Here is a 20,684-nt window from a genome sequence, read left to right as displayed (position 1 = left end):
ACATTTTACGTGGCCAGCTAAAGCGGATTTTCACGCTCTTGCGCGATACAGGATCGGACGCGCAACCCAAGGCACAGGAATGCTGAGTGCATATGAAAGCCACAGGAGGGCGCTGACGCGCGCGACGGCGCCGGTCGCCGTGCTTGTGGCTTGCCTGCTGGCCGCGCTGCTGGCCGGGATCGTCCTCGTGGCGGGGCAGCAGACGCGTCAGGCCGACGAAACCAACAGCCGACGCGTCGCCGAAGCCTTGAAGGCCGAGAAGATCCATCTCGCCCAGAACACGGTCGACTACGCCACCTGGGAAGATGTCGGCCAGCGCGTCGTCAAGGCGGGAGACAAGGCCTGGGCCGAGGCGAATCTCGGCCTGACGCTTCTGAAGACGTTCGGCATCGACCTCGCCTTCGTGATCCAGCCGAACGGGCGGACAGCCTATGCCTTTCGCGACGGCTTCCTCACCGAACTTCCCGCCGAGGTGATCATGGGCGAAGGTTGGTCGCCGCTTCTCGATGCGGCGCGCCGTGCCCCCGTCGGGCAGCCCGTATTGGGCTTCCTTCTCGCCGACCGAAAGCTCGCGATCGCCGCCGCCAGCCCTCTGGTCCTGGCGGAACCCGGCGGTGAGGGTCCGCCTCCCATTCTGGTGTTCGCCCATCGGCTCCAGCCTCGTCTTCTCGGGGAACTGTCGCACACCTATTCCCTGTCGAACTTAGAGGCGACGGCGTCGCGGCCGGAGGGCGACTCCCATCTGGCGCTGAAAACCATCGACAATCGGACGCTCGGCTTCATCAACTGGCACGCGAGCTCGATCGGCGACGACCTCCTGCGCGTGACCCTTCCAATCTGGTTCGTCCTCGCGGTTGCCTGCACGGTTACCGTCATTCTCGTGCGTCACCAGACCGACACGGCGGCGCGCCTCATCAGCATCGGCGACTGGCGCGTCAGGCACGATCCCCTCACCGAGCTGCCGAACCGCATCCTGCTCCTCGAACATCTGGACGGCTTGGCCCGCGATCTTATCGATACGGGACGCGGCTTCGCCGTGCTCTATCTCGATCTCGACGGCTTCAAGACGGTCAACGACACGCAAGGGCACGATGCCGGCGACCAGGTGCTGCGCTTCGTGGCGGAGCGGATCGCGGCGCTGATCGGTGCCGAAGATCTCGCGGTTCGCCTGGGGGGCGACGAGTTCTGCGTCGTGCTCGGCTCGGGCGCGGGGCCGGCGCGCGTGCAGCCCATGGCCGAGAAACTGATCCAGGCGATCGGCGAGCCCATGCTTCTGCGCAACGGCGCCGAGGTTCAGGTCGGCGCGACGATCGGCGTCGCGATCGCGCCGGTCGACGGGTCGAGCCCGCGCCAACTCCTGCACCGGGCCGACGATGCGCTCTACCACGGCAAGCGCATCGGCAAGGGGCGCATCTGTTTCCACCGCGACCTGCCCCTGGAGGGGGAACGCAGCGGCCGGGGGTTCGTGCCGACGCCCGAACTGGGGCGTTCTGCGTCGGGAGAGGCCGCCCTTTGACGCCGGAAGGCTGCAAGCGCCGAAGCCCCTGACGGGGCGCCGACGCCGTGGCGCGCCGTCAGGGCGCGGGATTGCCCACGCGCTGGTGCACGGCGTCCACCGCCGCCTGCATCTCGTCGGTCCAGACGACGTCTTCCGCCGCCAGACATTCCTCCAGCTGCGCCATGGTGGTGGCGCCGATGATCGTCGCCGTCACGAAGGGCTGCGCCAGGACGAAGGCGTTGGCGAAGGTCGCGGGCTGGAGGCCGAACTCGCGCGCCAAGGCCACATAGGCGTCCACCGCCTCGGCCGTGCCGGGCTTTTCGTAGCGCTGGAGGCGATCGAACAGCGCCTTGCGCGAGCCCTCGGGCCGAGCGCCATTGGCGTATTTGCCGGTGAGATAGCCCTGGCCGAGCGGGGAATAGGCGAGAAGGCCGACATCCTCGCGCAGCGCCACTTCCGCCAGCGCCGGCTCGAAAACGCGGTTCAGAAGGTTGTAGGCGTTCTGAATGCTGGCGACGCGCGGCGCGTCGGTGCGCTCGGCATGGGCGAGATAGCGCATCGTGCCCCAGGCCGACTCGTTGGACAGGCCGAGATGGCGGATTTTGCCCTCGCAAACCAGCTGCCCCAGCGCGTCGAGCGTTTCCTCGATCGGCACTTCGGTGGGGTCGGCGGCGGGCGACTTCCAGCGGGTCGGCACCGAGCCGAAGCCGGAGGTCGGCCGGTCGGGCCAGTGGACCTGATAAAGGTCGATCGCCTCGACGCCGAGGCGCTTCAGCGAGCCTTCCAGCGCTTCGCGGATATTGGCAAGGTCCAGGCGCGGCTTGGACGCGTCCCGCCGGAACCAGGTGGAGTCCGAGCGACCCACGACCTTGGTGGCGATCAAGACCCGATCTCGCAGGCCCCGCGCCTTCAGCCAGGAGCCGATGAAGCGCTCCGTCGCGCCCTGCGTCTCGGCCTTGGGCGGGATCGGGTAGAGCTCGGCCATGTCGAGGAAATCGACGCCTGCCTCGACCGCGCGGTCGAGCTGCGCATGGGCCTCGCTCTCCGTGTTCTGCTCGCCGAAAGTCATCGTGCCGAGGCAGATGCGGCTGACATGGAGGCCGGTGCGGCCGAGGGGGCGTTTCTGCATGGGGAGGGGTCCAGTCGAGACGGGCGAGCAAGATGCGGGGAAATTCCCCGCCTCTTACGCTTCCCTCTTCCGCACTGCAAAGGCGCCCGCGCCAAAACTTTCGCATCTGCGACGGCATGCCCGGCCATCGCCCCGGGGGAGCTCGCCCTATATGCGCGGCGAGCGCCGATTCCGAACCCGGAGCGACCCGATGCGTCTTGTCTTCATTCCCGCCTTCGCCTGCGACGGCGATCTTTGCGAGCCCCTGGTGCCGCTGCTGCGGCCCGATTTCGACTGCGAAACCGTGACCCCCGCCGAGCCCGATCTTGCGGCATGCGCCAAGCTCGTTCTGAACCAGATGGGCGATGCGCCCTTTCTCGTCGCCGGCACGTCCTTCGGCGGCCATGTGGCGCGCGAGGTGGCGCTGATGGCCCCCTACCAAGTGCGCGGGCTGATCGTCATGGGCGCGGGGCCGGCGGGCGTAAGCGACCGCGCGCCGCTGGAGCGCCGGCGCGCGGCGATCGAGGCCGATGGTGGGGCGGAGATGCTGGAGGATATGGCGCGGCGCATCGTGTTCGAGCCCGAAGGGCGCGGCCAGGAAGCCGCCGACGCCTTTCGCCGCATGACGGAGCGCGCTCCGGCAAGCCGGCTTCTGGCGCAGAACGAGGCGCTGGCGACGCGGCCCGACCGGACGGGCGATCTGTCCCGCATCACCTGCCCGGCGCTCTTGATCTGGGGTGCGGACGACCAGTTCTCGCCGCCCGGCGCGGGCCAGGGCATGGCCGAGGCGCTGCCCGATGCCCGCTTCGTGCTTCTGGAGGAATGCGGCCACCTGCCGAGCCTGGAGACGCCGATGCGGGTCGCCGCCGAAATCCGCCGCCGCTTCGTGCCGGAGTTGCCGACCGGAGCGTGAGCGGGTCGCGACACCCTGTCGCGTTTCCGATTCGTTCCGAATTTCGCTTGAAGGGGCGGGGCGCAGTGGGCTAACTCGGCCCATGCCCATCGTCTCTCCCAACCTGCGCGATCCCCTGGTCGATGGCCGGCAGTCCGAGCGCGCCCTTCTGGTGCGCCGGGGCGTGCAGCGGCTGATGATCCAGATGCGCGTGTCCGTCCTGCCGGAAATCCCGCTGACGACCGGGCGGCGCGCCGATCTTCTCTGCCTGTCGGAAAAGGGCGAGTTCACCATCGTGGAGATCAAGTCCTCGATCGAGGACTTTCGCGTCGACCGCAAATGGCCGGACTACCGGCTGCATTGCGACCGGCTCTACTTCGCCACCCATCCCGGTGTGCCGACCGACATCTTTCCCGAATGCTGCGGTCTCATCCTGTCGGACGGCTACGGCGCGGAAATCCTGCGCGAGGCGCCGGAGGAGCGCTTGTCGGCGGCCACGCGAAAGGCGCTGATGCTGCGCTTCGCGCGCATCGCCTCGGACCGCCTCCTGCGGGCGGAGTGGAGTGCCAACCCGTTTCTGACCGATGGCGGGTTGGCGCTGGACGAGGACGGCTAAGCGTCGCCTTGGCTCAGCGCGGCGCGCGCTTGGCCAAGATGCGCTGCAGCGTGCGCCGATGCATGGAGAGGCGGCGCGCGGTTTCCGAGACGTTGCGATCGCAAAGCTCGTAGACCCGCTGGATGTGCTCCCAGCGGATGCGATCGGCCGACATCGGGTTTTCCGGCGGCTCGGCCTTCGTGCCGGGGTCGCGCATCAGCGCGGCGATCACCTCGTCCGCGTCGGACGGCTTGGCGAGATAATCGATCGCGCCGAGCTTCACGGCATTCACCGCCGTCGCGATGTTGCCATATCCGGTCAGGACCACGACGCGCGCGTCGGGCCGCGCCCGGCGCAGCGCCTCGATCACGTCCAGCCCGTTGCCGGTGCCGAGCCGCATGTCCACCACGGCATAGGCCGGGGGGCCGGAGCGGATCGCGCTCGTGCCCTCGGCCACGCTTTCGGCGGTGCGCACGTCGAAGCCACGCTGCTCGAAAGCCCGCGCGAGGCGGGAGACGAACGGCTTGTCATCGTCGACGAGGAGAATGGAATTGTCGCCCTCGATCCGGACAGGAGGCGGGGCCGACGTCTGGGTGTCTTGCATCAACATGGCTCATATCCCTTGTGCAATAGGATATGGGGCGCCAGTCGATCGAAATCAAAGTCGTGGCTCACCAAACATTAAGAATGGCGAAGAATCCGCGTTTCGCTCCGCATCGGCCATCGCACCCCGTCGAGCGTCCAACGTCGCGCGGGGCCAGACGATCCGAACCAAAGCGCCCTTCACCTCGCCCTCGGGCCGGTTGCCGAAGACGATCCGCGCGCCGGAGCGCTCCAGCAGCGTCTTGGCGATGAAGACGCCAAGGCCGAGATTGCCGCCGAACTGGCGCGGGCCGTCCTCGCGCGGCGAAACGTAAGGGTCGCCGATCCGCGACAGGACATCGGGCGAGAAGCCGGCGCCGTCGTCGCGCACGTCGATCCGCACGTCTTCGCTCGTCCAGGCGACATCCACCGTTACCGCGCCGGTGGCGAAGTCCACGGCGTTTTCCACGATATTGCCGAGCCCATAGAGAATGCCGGGGTTGCGGCGCAGAACCGGCTCGGCGCCGTCTCGCCGGCCGCTCGCGACGCGGATCTCGACGCCGAAATCGCGATGGGGCGCGATCACCTCCTCCACAAGCGAAAGCAGCGGCAGATGCGCCATGTGCTCCTCCGAAGAGGAGGAGAGGCTCGACAATTGCCGCAGGATCGCCCGGCAGCGCTCCGTCTGGGTGATCAAGAGATCGATGTCCTCGCGCATGGGATGGTCGGCGGGCGTGGCGCGGCCCATCTCCTTGGACACGAGCGCGACGGTGGCGAGCGGCGTGCCGAGCTCGTGCGCGGCGGCCGCGGCCAGCCCGTCGAGGGCGGACAGATGGTTCTCCCGCTGCAGCACCATCTCCGTCGCGGTCAGCGCGTTGGACAGGGTGCGCGCCTCGGCGGCGACCCGGTAGATGTAGAAGGTGGCGAAGACCATGGTCGTCACCAGCGCGAACCACATGCCGCCGAGATAGGGAAAGGGCAGGTTGAACGGCGCGTCGGCCGGCCAGGGCACGGGATAGTGGAAGAAGGCGAGAAAGGTCGCCGCCAGCACCGCCAGGATGCCGAGACCGATCGTGACGGCGGCGGGCTGCGTCGCGGCCGCGATCATCGCCGGCACGATCAGGAAAATCGCGAACGGGTTCTGGATTCCGCCGGTGAGGAACAGGAGCCCGCTCGGCTGCAGGATGTCGAAGGTCAGGATCGTCGTCACCTGGCGCACGGGCAGGCGCTCGGTGCGGGGAAAGCGCAGGCCGATGGCGATGTTCAGAAGCGCGGAAACGGCGATCAGGGCCAGACAGGCGGCCACGGGATAGGGATACCACAGGCCCCAGGCGACGAAGACGCAGGCCGCGAGCTGGCCGCCGACCGACAGCCAGCGAAGCCGCGTCAGCGTCGCCACGCGCATGCGCTGGCTTTCGCGCAGGTTCTGGGGTGGCCAGGCCGGAGCGTCGAACTCGGACGGGCCGGGCAGCTTCATCATCGCGGAGGCTTTCGTTGACCGGTTGCAATGACTTAAGGCGGCACAGGGTGGAAGGATAGGGCGACGGATCGGCGCGTTTCGAGCCGCATCGGCGGGCTGAGGCGCGAGCGGAGGCAAGATCGGGCAAGCCTTCGGCGCATTTGGCGGGGTGGCGTCTCTTGCCGCTCCGTTCGGGCAGCAAGAGACCGGCGTTAGAGCGCCCGATAAAGCTTCTACGCGAAAGGTGGTCAGCGTTTTCCTCGGGGGCGAGGAGTGAAGCGTAGTCGATGCTGGAGGCAGGGCTAGGCATTCGCGACGAAGTTTACGCCGGAAAGACCTAAGCAGCCGACCCCATGAGGTTTTCTTAGGTGCTCCTAGGGCAAGCCCAAACGCCTCTTCGCCGTCACAAGACGCATCGTCTTTCGCGCTGCTGGCGCTCGTTCCCGATCGATTACATAACCGAGCAGGCGGGTGGGCGAAGCGGGGTAGGGTTCTTCAGTCAGGCCGCGTGGAAAGAGCCCTCGTGAGTCTCCGCGCACCCATTGACCGAGGACACCGCCGTAGGCCGGGCCAATTGCGCGCGAGTGGACTGTCGATGCGCTTCCGCTGGAGCTTGGGAGGTTGTGTCGGCTTTCCGCCCTCAAGCACAAATGTCGTCGGCGCCGTCTGCCGCAGTTCCGGGTTTCGTCGCCCCCCCCCGCCTAGAAAATGTGCGAACCCCTTTTACTGCCCGCGCGGCTTGACCCGGTTGGTCGGCGCGGCGGAGGCGGGGTCTTCCGGCCAGGGATGGCGGGGGTAGCGCCCGCGCAGATCGGCTCTGACGTCGGCCCAGGAGCCCGCCCAGAAGCCGGGCAGGTCGCGCGTGATCTGGATCGGCCGCTGCGCCGGCGAGAGGAGTTCCAGCGTTAGCGGCCAGCGCCCGCCAGCGACGCTGGGATGCGCGGTGAGGCCGAAGAGTTCCTGCACGCGGATGGCGAGAACCGGCCCTTCCGCCTCGTAGCGGATCGGATGGTGGGTGCCGGTCGGCGCGGTGAAGTGAGTGGGCGCGAGAGTGTCCAGCCGCCGCGCCTCGCCGGGCGGCAGGCGCGACAGGAGCCCCTCCGCCAGCATGCCGGGCTCGATGCCGCCGACCGACGAGACGCCGGGCAGATAGGGGCCGAGCCAGTCGCCGAGTTCGGCGAGCAGCGTCTCGTCGTCGAAGCGCGGCCAGTTCTCGTCCGCCTCCGCCACAAAGCGCAGGCGCAGAGCCAGGCGCTCGCCCTCCTTGGTCCAGGGCAAGGCCTGAAGGCCGAGGCGGCGAAGGCCGCCGATCAGCGCGTCGGTCACCCGCCCGTCGGCCGGCAAGGGCAGCGTCGCCTCGCTCAAGGTGGCGCGGCCGAGCCGGCGCAGGCGCCGCGCGCGCACCGCGCGGCTGCCGGGGTCGAACAGGACGACCTCCTCCTCGCGGATGCGCTCGGCCATGAGCCGTTCCAGCGCCTCGCGGGACAAGGGCGCGGCAGCGCGGATGCGCCCGACGCGGCCGGGCGCATGCGGCTGCGCCAGCCCGCCGAGATCGGCCACCACCAGCGCGGGCTCGCGGGCCAGTGCGTGGGTCTCCTCAAGCGCGCCACCGCGCCCGTTGGTGAGCACGAACTGACCCCGCGCCCCGCGCGCGATGGCGATGCGGTCGGGATAGGCCAGCGCCAAGAGCGCGCCGGGCTCGTCGCTCTCCACTTCGCCCGGCCCGTTCGCCTGGCGGGCGATGCGGGTGGCCAGATCGCTCGCCGCCTTGGCGCGCGGTCTGCGCTCCTGGCTCCAGCGGCGCAGGCGCTCGGTAAGGTCGATCTCCGGGCCGCCGAGCCCGTGTTCGCTGAGAAGCACCGCGATGCGGGCCGCCAGACGCCGGCTTTCGCCCTGTGCCGCGCCCGCCACCATGCGCGCGAGGCGCGGCCCGAGCGGCAAGGCGCGCATGGCCTCGCCCTGCGGGGTCAGCCGGCCCGCCGCGTCCATCGCACCGAGCTCTTCCAGCAGCAGCCGCGCTTCGGCCACGGCGGGCGCGGGCGGCGGGTCGAGAAAGGGCAGGCTCGCCGGGTCGCTCACCCCCCAGCTCAGCGTGTCGAGCAGGAGGCCGGACAGGTCGGTGGACAGGATTTCGGGCCGGTCGAAGGGCTCCAACGCCGCCGTCTGCTCGGCGCGCCAAAGCCGGATGGCCGTGCCGGGGGCGGTGCGCCCGGCACGGCCCGCGCGCTGCTCGGCCGAGGCCTTGGACACGCGCACGGTCTCCAGCCGCGACAGGCCGGTGGCCGGCTCGAACACGGGCTGGCGCTTCAGCCCGCTGTCGATCACCACCGTCACCCCGTCGATCGTGATCGAGGTTTCCGCGATCGTCGTGGCGAGCACCACCTTGCGCCGGCCGGCCGGGGCGGGGCGGATGGCGACATCCTGCGCCCCGCCCTCCATGGCGCCGAAAAGCGGCGCGAGGATCACGTCGGCGGGCACGCGTTTTTCCAGCCGTTCCAGCGTGCGCTCGATCTCGCGCTGGCCGGGCAGGAAGACGAGGATCGAGCCGGACCCGGCGCCCAGCTCCTCCAGCACGGCGCGGGCGCTGGCCTCCTCCACGGGCTCGTCGGGCAGGCGGTCGCGGTGGCGGATTTCGACGGGAAAGGCGCGCCCTTCCGAGCGGATCACCGGCGCGTCGCCGATCAGGCTCGCCACCCGCGCGCCGTCCAGCGTCGCGGACATTACGAGGAGCTTCAGGTCCGGTCGCAGCGCGCCCTGAACGTCCAGCGCCAGGGCCAGTCCGAAATCGGCGTCGAGCGAGCGCTCGTGGAACTCGTCGAACAGAATGGCGGAGACGCCCGAAAGCTCGGGATCACCGATCACGAGCCGCGTCAGGACGCCTTCTGTCACCACCTCGATCCGCGTCTGGGCCGAAACGCGGGTGTCGAGCCGCATGCGCCAGCCGACCGTCTCGCCCACGTCCTCGCCCAGCAGCGAGGCCATGCGGCTGGCCGCCGCGCGCGCCGCGATGCGCCGGGGCTCGACCAGGAGAATGCGCCCTTGAGGCAGGTCGCGCAGCAGATGCAGCGGCGCCAGCGTCGTCTTGCCCGCGCCCGGCGGCGCGACCAGCACGGCCGAGCCATGCGCCAGCAGCGCGCGGGACACCTCGGGCAGGACGGCGGAAACGGGAAGCTCGGGCAGCGCGATCATGCCCGCGTTTTGGCGGCGGGCGGGGCGCAAGTCCAGCGGGGAACCGCGATCTCGTTCCCTTCGCCATCGGTCTCAGGCGTCGCATCCAAGTCGCGCGCTGGCTGACGATGAACTCAGACCGCTGCCACTTGACGCTGGCGCCGCCCTTTTTTCGAATGACGGGGGATTGGGCCATTGGCCCGAATGGCTGGGAGGCATCGGCATGGATCGATTTGTGGGCGGTTGTTTGTGCGGCGCTGTCCGCTTCGTGGCGTTGGGATCACCCTATCGGGTGGGCCTTTGCCACTGCCTCGACTGCCGCAAGCATCACGGCGCGCTTTTCCATGCCTCCGCCATCTTCCCAGAAAAAGCGGTGACGGTGGAGGGTGAAACGCAAAGCTATTCCGGCCGCTTCTTTTGTCCACGCTGCGGGTCTTCCGTCTTCGGACGCAGCGGAGACGAGACGGAGATCAGTCTCGGTGCGCTGGATGCGCCGAGCCAGTTGAAGCCGACATACGAGCTTTGGACGGTTCGCCGCGAGTCTTGGCTACCGTCCTTTCCGCTTCAACGGCATTACGAGCGGGATCGCGAAGGCGAGGGGCGGGCCGAAGGCTGAATCCACCCTCAGATCACGCTCGCCCCTACATTCACCGCCAGCGCCAGGATCGTCGTGTTGAACAGGAAGGCGAGGATCGTGTGGGCCAGAACGAGGCTGCGCATGCCGCGCGAGGTGACGGCGACGTCGGAGGTCTGAGCCGCCGCGCCCATGGTGAAGCTGAAGTAGAGAAAGTCGAGATAGTCCGGCTCGGTGTCCTTTCCGGGAAAGGCGAGCCCGCCTTCGGATTTCGGGTCGCCGTAATATTCGCCGGCATAATGCAGCGCCATGACGAACTGCGTCACCACCCAGGACAGGAGCACGGTGACGCCCGCCAGCGTCAGGCGCCCCGGGCTCGCCGACGCCTTGTCGCCCAACCCATGCAGTTCGGCGGCGATGGCGCCGAAGCTCGCGGCAATGCAGAGGCTCGTGACCACGAGAATGGCGAGCCGCCCCTCGTCCTGCCGCCGTGCTCGGGCGCGCAGGCGCCCGAGGTCAGCCAGCATCATCATCCGCCCGCAGGCGAGGAGATAAAGGAGGACGCCGCTGTCCCAGCCGGCCAGCGCCCGCGTGGACACGCGTATGTCGCTCGGCAGAAGCAGGAAGACAGCGACCATCAGGGCGACCGCGCCGAGCAGTCGCGGCCGGTTGCGGAGCATTCGCACGATGGCGAGCCAGCGGCGACGTCGGGGTTTCGGAGCGGCGGGGGCGCTCAACGGACGGACCGCCGTGCCCATTCGTCGACCAGCCGGTCGCCCCATTCCGGGTGCGGCTCGGCGATGGTGAAGGCAAGCGCCCGCGCGCTCGGCGCGGCGGGGTCGCGCGCGTCGGCCCGCATCGCGTCGGCGATCCCTTGCGGCAGCGCCTTCAAGGCCAGCACGCTCGGGTCGGCCCAGCCGGCGAGATCGGCCTTGCGGCGTTGCGCCTCCGGCGACAGGAGAAAATTGACCGCGACCAGGGCCCCGGCGGGGGAGGGGGCGGCGGCGGGAATGGCGAGGAAATGCGTGCCGCCGACCATGCCCCCGTCGAACAGAACGGGCCGGACGGTGGTGGGCAGGCGCCCTTGCCGGATCGCGGCGGCGGCGGCCAGCGGATCGAGCCCGGCCACCATGTCCACCTCGCCCTTGGCCAGGAGGTCGAGCGCCTCGCCGTCGCTCCAGGCGAAGGAGCGCCCCTCGTGCCAGCTTGCCGCGCGCAGCCGCTCCATGGCGCGCCAGAGCGGCGCCGTCACCTCGGCGAAGTCGCTGTTCTCGGCGGGGGCGAGCAGGACGGAAGGCTCGGCGGCCGTGTCGAACAGCATCTGTTCCAGAAAGCGCCGACCGGCGAGGCTGCCGGGTGCCGGAAGGGCAAAGCGGCCTCGATGCGCCTCGGCCCAGGCGAGAAGCGCGTCGGCTGTGCGCGGAAGCCCGTCGGACGGCCCGGCGCGCGCCGTGTCGGTGAAGAAGGTCAGCTTCTGAAGGCCCCAGGGCACGAGGCGAAACTCGGTCGGCTCGCCCGCGTCCGTGAGGTTGCTGGGATGGGACTCCAGGTCCACGAGAGGCCAGTTCGGCAGGCGGTCCGCGAAGGGGGGCGACAGGCGGTCGGCGCGCTTCAGCGCGGGGAAGCCGTCGCCCTCGATCCAGAGGAGATCGGGCGAGGCAGCTTCGGCATTAGCGGTGTTCGGCGCGGCAACGGGGGCGGCGCCGGCCGGATCGGTGGAAACCTCCAGCGTCACGCCGTAAAGCCGGCCGAGTTCGCCCGAGGCCCATTCCAGATAGGCACCGGCCGCCGCCGGCGCGCCCGGCATGGCGAGGCGCACGGTCTGGCCCCGCGCGGCGCGCTCCACGCCCGCCCAGTCCTCTAGATCGGGAAGCGGGGCGGCCCGCGCCGGGGCGTGGGCGAAGGCAAGCGCGGCCAGGCCGGCGAAGAGGACGGACCGCGGGCTTGGGATCATGCGGGAAGACCCTTTCCTGAAAGACGAAACGCTTCGCTCTTCCGGCGCCGCGTTGAAAACGGAGGCGAGCCGAGCAGGCGCTGCGCGGGCCGGGGCCAGGAAGTCTTTTCCTTTCGCCTCGACCTTGCGCTAAAGGAGGAGCAGCGCGGCGCGAAATCAACCGGCCGCAGGCCCGCGACCTCCCGCGCGGGCGCCCTTCTTTTGATGAGGTTCCCCGTGTCCGAAGCCGCGTCGCTCGATTCACGCAAGACGATCGTCCTCACCGGGGCTTCGCGCGGGATCGGCCATGCCACCGTGAAGCGCTTCTCGCGCGAGGGTTGGCGCGTCATCACCTGCTCGCGGCAGGATTTCGCGGTGGACTGCCCCTGGCCGGCCGGGGCGGAGGACCACATCAAGGTCGATCTCGCCAACCCCGAGGATGTCGGCTTCGCCGTGTCGGAAATCCGCCAGCGGCTGCAGAAGAACGGCGGCCAGCTCAACGCGCTGGTCAACAATGCCGCGATCTCGCCCAAGGGCGACAAGGGCTCGCGCCTCGATTCGATCCAGACGCCGATGAATGTCTGGCGCGACGTGTTCCAGGTGAACTTCTTCGCGCCCATCATGCTGGCGCGGGGCCTGCGGGCCGAGCTTGCTACCGCCAAGGGCTCGATCGTCAACGTGACCTCGATCGTCGGCAGCCGCGTCCATCCCTTCGCCGGCACGGCCTATGCCACGTCCAAGGCGGCGCTGGCCTCGCTGACGCGCGAGATGGCGGCCGATTTCGGGCCGGACGGGGTGCGTGTCAACGCCATCGCGCCCGGCGAGATCGACACGGCCATCCTGTCGCCCGGCACGGAGAAGATCGTCGAGCAGATCCCGATGCGCCGGCTCGGCAAGACGTCGGAAGTCGCCGACATCATCTACTTCCTCTGCTCAGAACAGGCATCCTACGTGAACGGCGCCGAAATCCACATCAATGGCGGCCAGCACGTCTGACGGCCAGGGCTTGGCGGCTGCGGGGCGTTAGCGCCGCCCGGCGCCGCCCTTCGGCCCCTTGCGCGCGTCGAGCGCGGCCAAGAGAAGGCTGACGCCTGAGATCAGGAGCGAGATGCCGAGAAAGGTGCCGACCGCCCAGACGGCGGTGCCCGGCAGGCCGATCACCAGGAAGAGCGCGAGCGCGACGTTGACCAGCGCCGACAGAACCAGAAGCACGAAGCGGCCGGTCGATTCGCGAAAGGCCATGGCGAGCGGGAAGGTCGCAAGGCCCACGAGCAGGAAATAGACCGCCAGCGCTGTGGTCAGCGTCACCGCGCCGGTGAACGGGTCGAACAGGATGATGCCGCCGAGCAGCAGCGTCAGCACGGTGAAGGCCAGATTGCTCCAGAAGCCCGTCGCCCCGCGCATGCGAAAACAGGCGATCAAGCCGGCAAAGCCGAGCAGGATCAGCATCCAGCCGAAGAAGAAGGTGGAAACGAGCGTCGCCAGAAGCGGCGCCAGCAGCGCCGCGCCGCCCGCCAGCGCCATCAGCAGGCCCTGAAGGCTGAAGGCGCGCCAGTGGGCGTGGAGATAGCGGCGCATCTCGCGCCGCATGGTTACGGGGTCCACCGGGGGATCGTTGTCGAAACTCACGAGAGGGTGGTCCTTTTCCGAACGCTCGAAGCTCCGGTCCGGGTGCTCCGCTTTGCCAGATGAAGCCTAAAGCCCGGCGGAAGGCAACCGGCCAGGGATGCGGCAAGCGATCAGGCGAGGTCGGTCGCGCGGACCCCGTTCCCCACCTCCATCGCCTCGAATGCCGGACCGTGCGCCTTCGTTCTCTGAGCATCCCGGTTCGCGGCAAGCGAGTGCCCTCGTCTCTCAGGCCTTTCGGCTGAGGGCGCCGGTATGATCCAGCACGCGGTCGAGAAAATCGGTGAGGCGCTCGCGGTCTTCCTGGTGCGCCAGGGTGCCGTTGGCGTCCAGCGCCTCGCGGCTTCGCGAGAGGTGGAACTCCGCCGTCATCACCTCGCAGCCGAGATGCGACAGCACGGCGCGAAGCTGGCCAAGGGCGGCGCGGCCGCCCTCCGGCTCAGGCGTGGCCGCCGCCAGCGCCACGACGAGGCGTGGAAAGGCGCTGAGCGGCCGGTTCTCGCGCGAGGCGGCAAAGGCGATCCAGTCGATCGCGTTCTTCAGGGCCGCCGGCATTCCGCCATTGTGCTCGCCGCTGACGACGAGCAGCCCGTCCTGCAGGGCGAGGCGCTGCGCCAGAAGCCAGGCGTTCTGCGGCAAAGCCTCGGCCGCCCCCTCGAACAGGGGCAGCGGATAGTCCGACAGGCTCGCCGCCGCCAGCGACACGTCGCTCGCCGCCAGAAGGCGGGCGGCCTCCGCCGCGAGGCGCGACTCCGGCGTCTCGGGGAGGGGCGAGCCGGAAAGGACGAGAAGACGTGGAATCAATGAACCGCGCCGGCGAGATGGGTCGGCTGCGTCTGCGAATAGATCCAGACGCGCGCCGGCGGGATGTTGTCCCAAACGATCGGCGTGGAGGACACGTCGAACACGCCCGCCACGGATTTCACCGGCGGCTTCCAAAGATAGGAGAGCTGGGTGAGGTTGCCGCCCGGCAGGAGACGGCGGAAATAGCGCGAGAACAGCGCCTGCCGCTCGGCCTGCTCCATGTGGACGATCGGAATGGCGAAGAGGATCGCGGCGAACTGCGTTTCGCCGCCGTCGCCCAGGGTCGCGTCGAGGTCGAACCCGTCGCCGTGGATGACGTTGACGCCAGGAAAACGCTCGCGCAGCGTCGAGGCGAACTCGCGGTCGTATTCGATCGAGGTGATGCGTCGGCTCTCGACGCCGGCGTTCAAGAGCGCGCGGGTGACGACGCCGAGGCCCGGCCCGAGTTCCAGGATCGGTCCGTCGATCTGCGTGCTCGAAGCACCCACCATCGTGGCGCAGTAGCGCGGCGAGGAGGGCGCGACGGCGCCCATCTTGATGGGATGGCGAATCCAGGTTCCGAAGAAGCGCGCCAAGTCGGCTCCGCGTTCGCTTCGGTTCATCGTCTCGGCTTCACTGCGGCGTTCCATCACGCTTCCTCCAACGGTCGAATCGCTTGGGCGAAACTGTCATACTGCCGGAATGAGACAAGCGTGATGACGCAAATGCGAAGGAAATGTTTTTTAACCGATGACGCCTGCCAGCGCCGGGCAGCCCCGCCGATAGACGACGACGCGGGCCGGCGGGATGTTAAGCTTCACCCAGGGGCTGATCTCGACGCGCGCGTCGACTCGCTCCGGACGCACGGGCAGGGCGGGGGAATAGGTGAACTGCACGAAGGGCGCGCCGACGGGTAGGCGGTCGAGCCAGCCGCGCAGCGCGACTGTTCGCTCCTCCTCCGGCCGCGCCATGAGGGGCAGGCTGGAGACGACGGCGGCGAGCGGGCGCCCGTCCAGCCAGGCGTCGAGATCGGCCCCCGGCCGATAGGCGTCGCCGCGCATCACGTGGACCGCGGGAAACAGCGCCTTGAGAAGCGCGCAGAATTCCGGCGCATATTCCATGCAGGCCAGACGATCGGCCTCGACCCCGTGCGCCAGCAGCGCGCGGGTGACGACACCGGTGCCCGGCCCGAGCTCCACAACCACCCCGTTCTCCCCCGGCAGCATGACGAAGGAGGCCATGCGATCGGCCAGCGCGCGGGAGGAGGGCGAAACGGCGCCGACCTTCAGCGGACGGCGCAGCCACTCGCGCAGGAAATGCGCTTCGGGGCTCGCGGTCTTCGATTTGCTGGCCTGGGGTTTGTTGGCTGGGGGATTGTCGATCTGGGGTTTGGGCAGGGGCACGGTCAGGCTCGGATCTCCTCTTGGGGGCTTCGATCCGGCCGGCGCGCGCCGGACTCTCAGCCCGCCCGGCGCGCTCAAAGAGCCGCGCGGCCGGATCAGCCGCTTGGCTCCGCTCGATCGACCCCCTAGAGCGTCAGTCGCTCAAGCCCTCGAAGAATTCCTTCATGCGGGAGAAGAAGCCGGTCGATTGCGGCGAATTCTCGGACGAGGAAATATCCTCGAACTCCTGCAGAAGCTCGCGCTGGCGGCGCGACAGGCTCTGCGGTGTCTCGATGGAGATCTGGATGAAGAGATCGCCCATCTGCGCCGAGCGCAGCACCGGCATGCCTTTGCCCTTGACGCGGAACTGCTTGCCGAACTGCGTGCCCTCGGGAACCTTGACGCGCGTCTTGGCGCCGTCGAGCGTCGTCACCTCGAAGGAGCCGCCGAGCGCGGCCGTGGTCATCGAGATCGGCACCTTGCAGAACAGGTCGGCCCCGTCGCGCTGGAAGAACTCGTGCGGCTTCACCGACAGGAAGATGTAGAGATCGCCCGACGGGCCGCCACGAAGCCCGGCCTCGCCCTCGCCGGCGAGGCGAATGCGTGTGCCGTCCTCTATGCCGGCCGGGATGTTGACCGAAAGGTTGCGCTCTTCGGGCAAGCGTCCTTCGCCACCGCATTTCGAGCAGGGGTCGGCGATGATCTCGCCGCGTCCCTGGCAGGTCGGGCAGGTGCGCTCGATGGAGAAGAAGCCCTGCGCCGCGCGCACGCGGCCGATGCCGCCGCAGGTCGGGCAGGTGCGCGGCGCGGTGCCGGTCTTGGCGCCCGAGCCGTTGCACACGTCGCACTGGATCGTGGTGGGAACGCTGATTTCGGCGGTCTTGCCGAGATAGGCCTCCTCCAGCGAGATCTCCATGTTGTAGCGCAGGTCCGAGCCGCGCTCGCGCCCGCCCGATCCGCCCTGGCGCCGGGTCTGGCCGCGCCCGCCCATCATCTCGCCGAAGATGTCGTCGAAGATGTCGGCCATGGAAGAGGAGAAGTCGCCACGGAACCCGGCCCCGCCGCCGCCGTTCTGGAAGGCGGAATGGCCGTAGCGATCGTAGGCTGAACGCTTCTGCGGGTCCTTCAGGACCTCGTAGGCCTCCCCGATCTCCTTGAACTTCGTCTCGGCGACGGGGTCGCCGGGGTTCTTGTCGGGGTGGTACTGCATGGCGAGCTTGCGGAACGCCGCCTTAAGGGTCTTGTCGTCGCAGGTTTTCACGACGCCGAGCGTTTCGTAGTAATCGACCTTCACGGACACTGCTTCACCGTTCTCGCATCGGATGGAAGGCGGGAGACCGGCCCTGTCGGAGGAGAACAGGACAAGCCGATCCCGGCGCGCGCCATAAGGGCGCACCTTCGCATGTAAGGGCTGTGGAAACCCGTTACCATAGGCGAGGGGTGCGTGAAAAGAAACTCGCGCGTAAGGGCTTAAGCCCGACGAAAGACGCCGCCTCGTTCGCGTGTCTGCTCAGGCCTTCACGAGCCGTCCCGGCGCGGCGCGCTTGGCGCGCGGCGTGCCGGCCAGAAACCCGGCGAACCGTTCCTCCAGCGAATACTGCCAGGCATAGGCTACCAGAACGCTCGCGAGCATGGGCAGGAGAAGATAGACGTGAAAGTCGATCCAGCCGGTGGGCGCCACGACGCGCTTCCAAAGGATCGAGAGGAACAGCGTCTCCATGACGGGGTGCCAGAGATAGATCCCGAAGGACACCCGGGTCAGCGGCATGATCGGATCGAGAACGCGCGTCGAGTTCGGCCGGGCGCTTTCCGACAGGCCGATCAAGAGGATGGCTCCGAACAGAAAGACCAGCGTCGCGTAGACGTCGGTCTGCGTCAGCATGCAGCCGATCGCCAGCGCGAGGCTGAGAAGCCCCGGTGCGTGCGAGGTCACGTTGATCGCGCGGCGCGAGACGAGCAGCGCGGCAAGGCCGCCCGCCAGGAAATCGGCGAGGGCGCGATAGGCGCCGAGCGTGTCGGCGTCGGTCCAGTGGCCGCTCGGAAACGCCCCGGCGCGGCTGAGGCCCTCCAGGCAGGCGACATAGGCGAGAAGAACGAGCGCCAGCCCCCGAGCGCCGATCCGCCGCGCGATGAAGGGCACCAGCGGAAACAGGAGATAACAGAAGATTTCCGCGCTGACCGACCAGGACGGGTAGTTGAAGGCGAGTTCGCTCGTCGTGCCCCAGGCATGGATGCCGAGGAGCTGGAGCGGGATGTCGCTGTAGCGCCAGCGCTCCGGCTGGGCCAGCGTGACGAGCCCGGCCGACCCCGCCAGCGCCACGCAGACGAAGAAGCCGAGCGTCAGGAGATGCAGGGGATAAAGGCGCGCGATGCGCCGGCGCAGGAAGCCGGCATAGGCGGGCAGCGAGCCCACCTTGTCATGGTAGCGGGCCATGATGACGAAGCCCGAGATCATGAAGAACATGTCGAGCAAAGGCAGCAGCCGGTGCAGATACTCGGTTTCCGTGTAGGCCGCCGCGCCGGGCGCGAAATACAGGAAATGATAGGTCATCACCAGAAGGGCGGCCGCGAAACGCCAGCAATCGAAAATGCGGAAATACATCGGCTCGCCCTTTCCGGAGTGGCTTTCCCCGGTCACTGAGCCGTGAATATACGGCAAAAGGATAGAGGAAGTATCCCAGCCACCTCTTCATCTCTGGTTAACCTTAAAGGCGAGACAAGCCTTCTCAACGAAAACGGCCCCGGTTCTTTCGAACCGGGGCCGTTTGATTTTCAATGCGCGAAGCGCTGAGCTGGATCAGGCCGACTTCTTGCGGCCGTCGTCCTGGACTTCCTCGAAGTCGGCGTCCACCACGTCGTCGCGCTCGTCCTTCGAGCCCGAGGGGGCGCCGGTGGAGGCGCCCGTTGCGTCGGCCTCGCCCTGGCTCGCCTCGTACATGGCCTGACCGAGCTTCATCGAGACCTCGCCGAGCTTCTCGCTCTTGGCCTTGATCGCGTCGGCATCGGCTTCCGGCTGGTCGAGCTCGGCGCGGAGCGCGGTGATCGCGTCCTCGATGGCCTGACGGTCGGCCGCCGAGACCTTGTCGCCATAGTCCTTGAGCGACTTCTCGGCCGAGTGGACGAGGCTCTCGCCGTGGTTCTTGGCTTCGACGCCGGCGCGACGACGCTTGTCGACGTCGGCGTTGGCTTCGGCTTCCTTCACCATCTTCTCGATGTCGGCGTCCGACAGGCCGCCCGACGCCTGGATGGTGATGCGCTGCTCCTTGTTTGTGCCCTTGTCCTTGGCCGAGACGTTGACGATGCCGTTGGCGTCGATGTCGAAGGTCACCTCGATCTGCGGCACGCCACGCGGCGCGGGCGGAATGCCCTCGAGGTTGAAGCGGCCGAGCGACTTGTTGTCGGCCGCCATCTCGCGCTCGCCCTGGTAGACCTGAATGGTCACGGCGTTCTGGCTGTCCTCGGCGGTCGAGAAGACCTGGCTCTTCTTGGTCGGGATCGTCGTGTTGCGGTCGATGAGGCGGGTGAACACGCCGCCCAGCGTCTCGATGCCCAGCGAAAGCGGGGTGACGTCGAGAAGCAGAACGTCCTTCACGTCGCCCTGGAGCACGCCGGCCTGGATCGCGGCGCCCATGGCGACGACCTCGTCCGGGTTCACGCCCTTGTGCGGCTCCTTGCCGAAGAAGCCCTTCACGACTTCCTGAACCTTGGGCATGCGCGTCATACCGCCGACGAGAACGACCTCGTCGATGTCGTTCGGCGTCAGGCCCGCATCCTTGAGGGCGGCCTTCATCGGGCCGACCGTGCGCTGCACGAGATCATCCACCAGCGCTTCGAACTTCGAGCGCGTCAGCTTCAGCGTCAGGTGCTTGGGGCCCGTCGCGTCGGCGGTGATAAAGGGCAGGTTGATCTCGGTCTGCGAGGCCGAGGACAGCTCGATCTTGGCCTTTTCGGCCGCTTCCTTCAGGCGCTGAAGAGCGAGCTTGTCGTTCTTCAGGTCGATGCCCTGGTCCTTCTTGAACTCGCCGGCAAGGTAGTCGACGAGGCGCATGTCGAAGTCTTCGCCGCCCAGGAACGTGTCGCCGTTCGTGGACTTCACCTCGAACACGCCGTCGCCGATCTCGAGCACGGACACGTCGAACGTGCCGCCGCCAAGGTCATAGACCGCAATCGTCTTGCCGTCGTTCTTCTCGAGACCGTAGGCAAGGGCGGCCGCCGTCGGCTCGTTGATGATGCGCAGGACTTCCAGGCCCGCGATCTTGCCGGCGTCCTTAGTGGCCTGACGCTGGGCGTCGTTGAAGTAGGCGGGAACCGTGATGACGGCCTTCTCGACTTTCTCGCCGAGATAGGCTTCCGCCGTTTCCTTCATCTTCTGAAGGATCATGGCCGAGATCTGCGAGGGCGAATACTTGTCGCCATGCGCCTCGACCCAGGCGTCGCCGTTGGAGGCGTTGACGATCTTGTAGGGGACGAGGGCCTTGTCCTTCGTCACGGTCGGGTCTTCGTAGCGACGGCCGATCAGGCGCTTCACCGCGAACAGCGTGTTCTCGGGATTGGTGACGGCCTGACGCTTGGCCGGCTGGCCGACCAGGCGCTCGCCATCGGTCGTGAAGGCGACGATCGAGGGTGTCGTGCGGGCGCCTTCGGCGTTCTCGATCACCTTCGCGGTCTTGCCGTCCATGACGGCGACGCAGGAATTGGTCGTGCCAAGGTCGATACCGATCACCTTCGCCATATTCATCTCTCCTTGTTGAGCGCGCCGCCCGGACCCTCGATCGAGGCATTCCGAAAGGCGGCACCTAAGCGGATTGGACTCCTCGCCGGGCCGAACCGATGGCGGCCCGTCCGGCAGTGCTGCGGGCTATATATGAACGGGCTTTCGGGCGCGCAAGACACGCCATCACGCCGCCGCGAGGCCATCCCGCTCCCCCGCCGGCTTCTTGGCGCCGACGACCTGAAGCCGAACGCTTCGGCTCGGCGGGCGCGGTCCCGCTTCGCAGGACCTCAAGAAAACGGAAATGGCCGCAAGGAGCGTTCCTCGCGGCCATTTCCGTTCAGGGTCTCCCGGCGCCTTCGCGGCGCCGGCG

At 68.3% G+C, this 20,684-nt stretch carries 18 protein-coding genes; 5 read left to right on the top strand and 13 right to left on the bottom strand.

The window, feature by feature from the left end:
* Positions 1-79: 79 nt before the first annotated feature.
* The gene (locus M673_RS00330) at positions 80-1,516 is read left to right on the top strand and encodes a diguanylate cyclase domain-containing protein (protein WP_061972728.1); all 1,437 of its coding nucleotides are present in this window, start codon (positions 80-82) and stop codon (positions 1,514-1,516) included.
* A 58-nt stretch (positions 1,517-1,574) separates the two neighbouring features.
* Here the strand turns inward: M673_RS00330 and M673_RS00325 are convergent, their stop codons facing one another.
* Positions 1,575-2,627 carry an aldo/keto reductase gene (locus tag M673_RS00325; protein ID WP_061972726.1) on the bottom strand — a complete coding sequence of 351 codons (1,053 nt, stop codon included), beginning with the start codon at positions 2,625-2,627 and terminating at the stop codon, positions 1,575-1,577.
* A 190-nt stretch (positions 2,628-2,817) separates the two neighbouring features.
* Between M673_RS00325 and M673_RS00320 the strand changes: the two genes are divergently transcribed.
* Together M673_RS00320 and M673_RS00315 are read left to right on the top strand one after the other, a co-directional pair.
* On the top strand, positions 2,818-3,519 hold the full coding sequence (locus M673_RS00320) for an alpha/beta fold hydrolase (protein WP_061972725.1): 702 nt from the start codon (positions 2,818-2,820) through the stop codon (positions 3,517-3,519).
* Positions 3,520-3,601: 82 nt separating this feature from the next.
* Complete coding sequence (locus M673_RS00315; RefSeq protein ID WP_061972723.1) at positions 3,602-4,114, top strand: MmcB family DNA repair protein; 513 nt, start codon at positions 3,602-3,604, stop codon at positions 4,112-4,114.
* A gap of 13 nt (positions 4,115-4,127) precedes the next feature.
* On the opposite strand, the gene M673_RS00310 is transcribed toward M673_RS00315, so the two are convergent.
* The 3 genes from M673_RS00310 to hrpB all read right to left on the bottom strand — a co-directional run bounded on the left by M673_RS00310 (position 4,128) and on the right by hrpB (position 9,323).
* Complete coding sequence (locus tag M673_RS00310; protein WP_274534664.1) at positions 4,128-4,703, bottom strand: ActR/PrrA/RegA family redox response regulator transcription factor; 576 nt, start codon at positions 4,701-4,703, stop codon at positions 4,128-4,130.
* 48 nt (positions 4,704-4,751) lie between these two features.
* Positions 4,752-6,155 (bottom strand): ActS/PrrB/RegB family redox-sensitive histidine kinase, encoded by a 1,404-nt coding sequence (locus M673_RS00305; RefSeq protein WP_061972721.1) that lies wholly within the window; start codon positions 6,153-6,155, stop codon positions 4,752-4,754.
* A 702-nt stretch (positions 6,156-6,857) separates the two neighbouring features.
* Entirely contained in the window at positions 6,858-9,323 is a 2,466-nt protein-coding gene (gene hrpB, locus M673_RS00300) for an ATP-dependent helicase HrpB (protein WP_061972720.1), read from the bottom strand.
* Positions 9,324-9,525: 202 nt separating this feature from the next.
* Here hrpB and M673_RS00295 point away from each other — a divergent pair, with 202 nt between their 5' ends.
* Complete coding sequence (locus M673_RS00295; RefSeq protein WP_061977482.1) at positions 9,526-9,918, top strand: GFA family protein; 393 nt, start codon at positions 9,526-9,528, stop codon at positions 9,916-9,918.
* An 8-nt stretch (positions 9,919-9,926) separates the two neighbouring features.
* Here M673_RS00295 and M673_RS00290 read toward each other — a convergent pair whose 3' ends face one another.
* Entirely contained in the window at positions 9,927-10,613 is a 687-nt protein-coding gene (locus tag M673_RS00290; protein WP_187301283.1) for a DUF1345 domain-containing protein, read from the bottom strand.
* Positions 10,610-11,830 carry an ABC transporter substrate-binding protein gene (locus M673_RS00285; protein WP_061972717.1) on the bottom strand — a complete coding sequence of 407 codons (1,221 nt, stop codon included), beginning with the start codon at positions 11,828-11,830 and terminating at the stop codon, positions 10,610-10,612. The genes M673_RS00290 and M673_RS00285 overlap by 4 nt, the downstream gene beginning before the upstream one ends.
* Before the next feature lie 216 nt (positions 11,831-12,046).
* Here M673_RS00285 and M673_RS00280 point away from each other — a divergent pair, with 216 nt between their 5' ends.
* Complete coding sequence (locus M673_RS00280; RefSeq protein WP_244497777.1) at positions 12,047-12,805, top strand: SDR family NAD(P)-dependent oxidoreductase; 759 nt, start codon at positions 12,047-12,049, stop codon at positions 12,803-12,805.
* Positions 12,806-12,832: 27 nt separating this feature from the next.
* Here the strand turns inward: M673_RS00280 and M673_RS00275 are convergent, their stop codons facing one another.
* The 7 genes from M673_RS00275 to dnaK form a co-directional block, all read right to left on the bottom strand.
* Entirely contained in the window at positions 12,833-13,438 is a 606-nt protein-coding gene (locus M673_RS00275) for an HdeD family acid-resistance protein (protein WP_061972715.1), read from the bottom strand.
* Positions 13,439-13,663: 225 nt separating this feature from the next.
* Positions 13,664-14,239, bottom strand: a complete 576-nt coding sequence (locus M673_RS00270) for an NADPH-dependent FMN reductase (RefSeq protein WP_061972713.1) — start codon at positions 14,237-14,239, stop codon at positions 13,664-13,666.
* On the bottom strand, positions 14,236-14,868 hold the full coding sequence (locus M673_RS00265; protein WP_061972712.1) for a class I SAM-dependent methyltransferase: 633 nt from the start codon (positions 14,866-14,868) through the stop codon (positions 14,236-14,238). Before M673_RS00265 ends, M673_RS00270 begins: the two co-directional genes overlap by 4 nt.
* Positions 14,869-14,961: 93 nt before the next feature.
* Positions 14,962-15,621 (bottom strand): class I SAM-dependent methyltransferase, encoded by a 660-nt coding sequence (locus M673_RS00260; RefSeq protein WP_244493199.1) that lies wholly within the window; start codon positions 15,619-15,621, stop codon positions 14,962-14,964.
* Positions 15,622-15,754: 133 nt separating this feature from the next.
* Positions 15,755-16,894: a molecular chaperone DnaJ gene (gene dnaJ, locus M673_RS00255; RefSeq protein ID WP_061977476.1), complete on the bottom strand. Its 1,140-nt coding sequence runs from the start codon at positions 16,892-16,894 to the stop codon at positions 15,755-15,757.
* A gap of 216 nt (positions 16,895-17,110) precedes the next feature.
* Positions 17,111-18,202 (bottom strand): acyltransferase family protein, encoded by a 1,092-nt coding sequence (locus M673_RS00250; protein WP_061972710.1) that lies wholly within the window; start codon positions 18,200-18,202, stop codon positions 17,111-17,113.
* A gap of 195 nt (positions 18,203-18,397) precedes the next feature.
* Positions 18,398-20,332, bottom strand: a complete 1,935-nt coding sequence (gene dnaK, locus M673_RS00245) for a molecular chaperone DnaK (protein WP_061972708.1) — start codon at positions 20,330-20,332, stop codon at positions 18,398-18,400.
* Between the last annotated feature and the right edge of the window lie 352 nt (positions 20,333-20,684).

The organism is Aureimonas sp. AU20 (assembly GCF_001442755.1).
GTDB lineage: Bacteria > Pseudomonadota > Alphaproteobacteria > Rhizobiales > Rhizobiaceae > Aureimonas.
The sequence above is the reverse complement of the archived record's forward strand: the minus strand, read 5'-3'. Positions and strand labels throughout refer to the sequence as shown.

Coding starts and splice junctions, on each gene's coding strand:
- M673_RS00330 (WP_061972728.1), top strand. CDS start 80: ATGCTGAGTGCATATGAAAGCCACAGGAGGGCGCTGACGCGCGCGACG.
- M673_RS00325 (WP_061972726.1), bottom strand. CDS start 2,627: ATGCAGAAACGCCCCCTCGGCCGCACCGGCCTCCATGTCAGCCGCATC.
- M673_RS00320 (WP_061972725.1), top strand. CDS start 2,818: ATGCGTCTTGTCTTCATTCCCGCCTTCGCCTGCGACGGCGATCTTTGC.
- M673_RS00315 (WP_061972723.1), top strand. CDS start 3,602: ATGCCCATCGTCTCTCCCAACCTGCGCGATCCCCTGGTCGATGGCCGG.
- M673_RS00310 (WP_274534664.1), bottom strand. CDS start 4,703: ATGTTGATGCAAGACACCCAGACGTCGGCCCCGCCTCCTGTCCGGATC.
- M673_RS00305 (WP_061972721.1), bottom strand. CDS start 6,155: ATGATGAAGCTGCCCGGCCCGTCCGAGTTCGACGCTCCGGCCTGGCCA.
- hrpB (WP_061972720.1), bottom strand. CDS start 9,323: ATGATCGCGCTGCCCGAGCTTCCCGTTTCCGCCGTCCTGCCCGAGGTG.
- M673_RS00295 (WP_061977482.1), top strand. CDS start 9,526: ATGGATCGATTTGTGGGCGGTTGTTTGTGCGGCGCTGTCCGCTTCGTG.
- M673_RS00285 (WP_061972717.1), bottom strand. CDS start 11,830: ATGATCCCAAGCCCGCGGTCCGTCCTCTTCGCCGGCCTGGCCGCGCTT.
- M673_RS00265 (WP_061972712.1), bottom strand. CDS start 14,868: ATGGAACGCCGCAGTGAAGCCGAGACGATGAACCGAAGCGAACGCGGA.
- M673_RS00250 (WP_061972710.1), bottom strand. CDS start 18,202: ATGTATTTCCGCATTTTCGATTGCTGGCGTTTCGCGGCCGCCCTTCTG.
- dnaK (WP_061972708.1), bottom strand. CDS start 20,332: ATGGCGAAGGTGATCGGTATCGACCTTGGCACGACCAATTCCTGCGTC.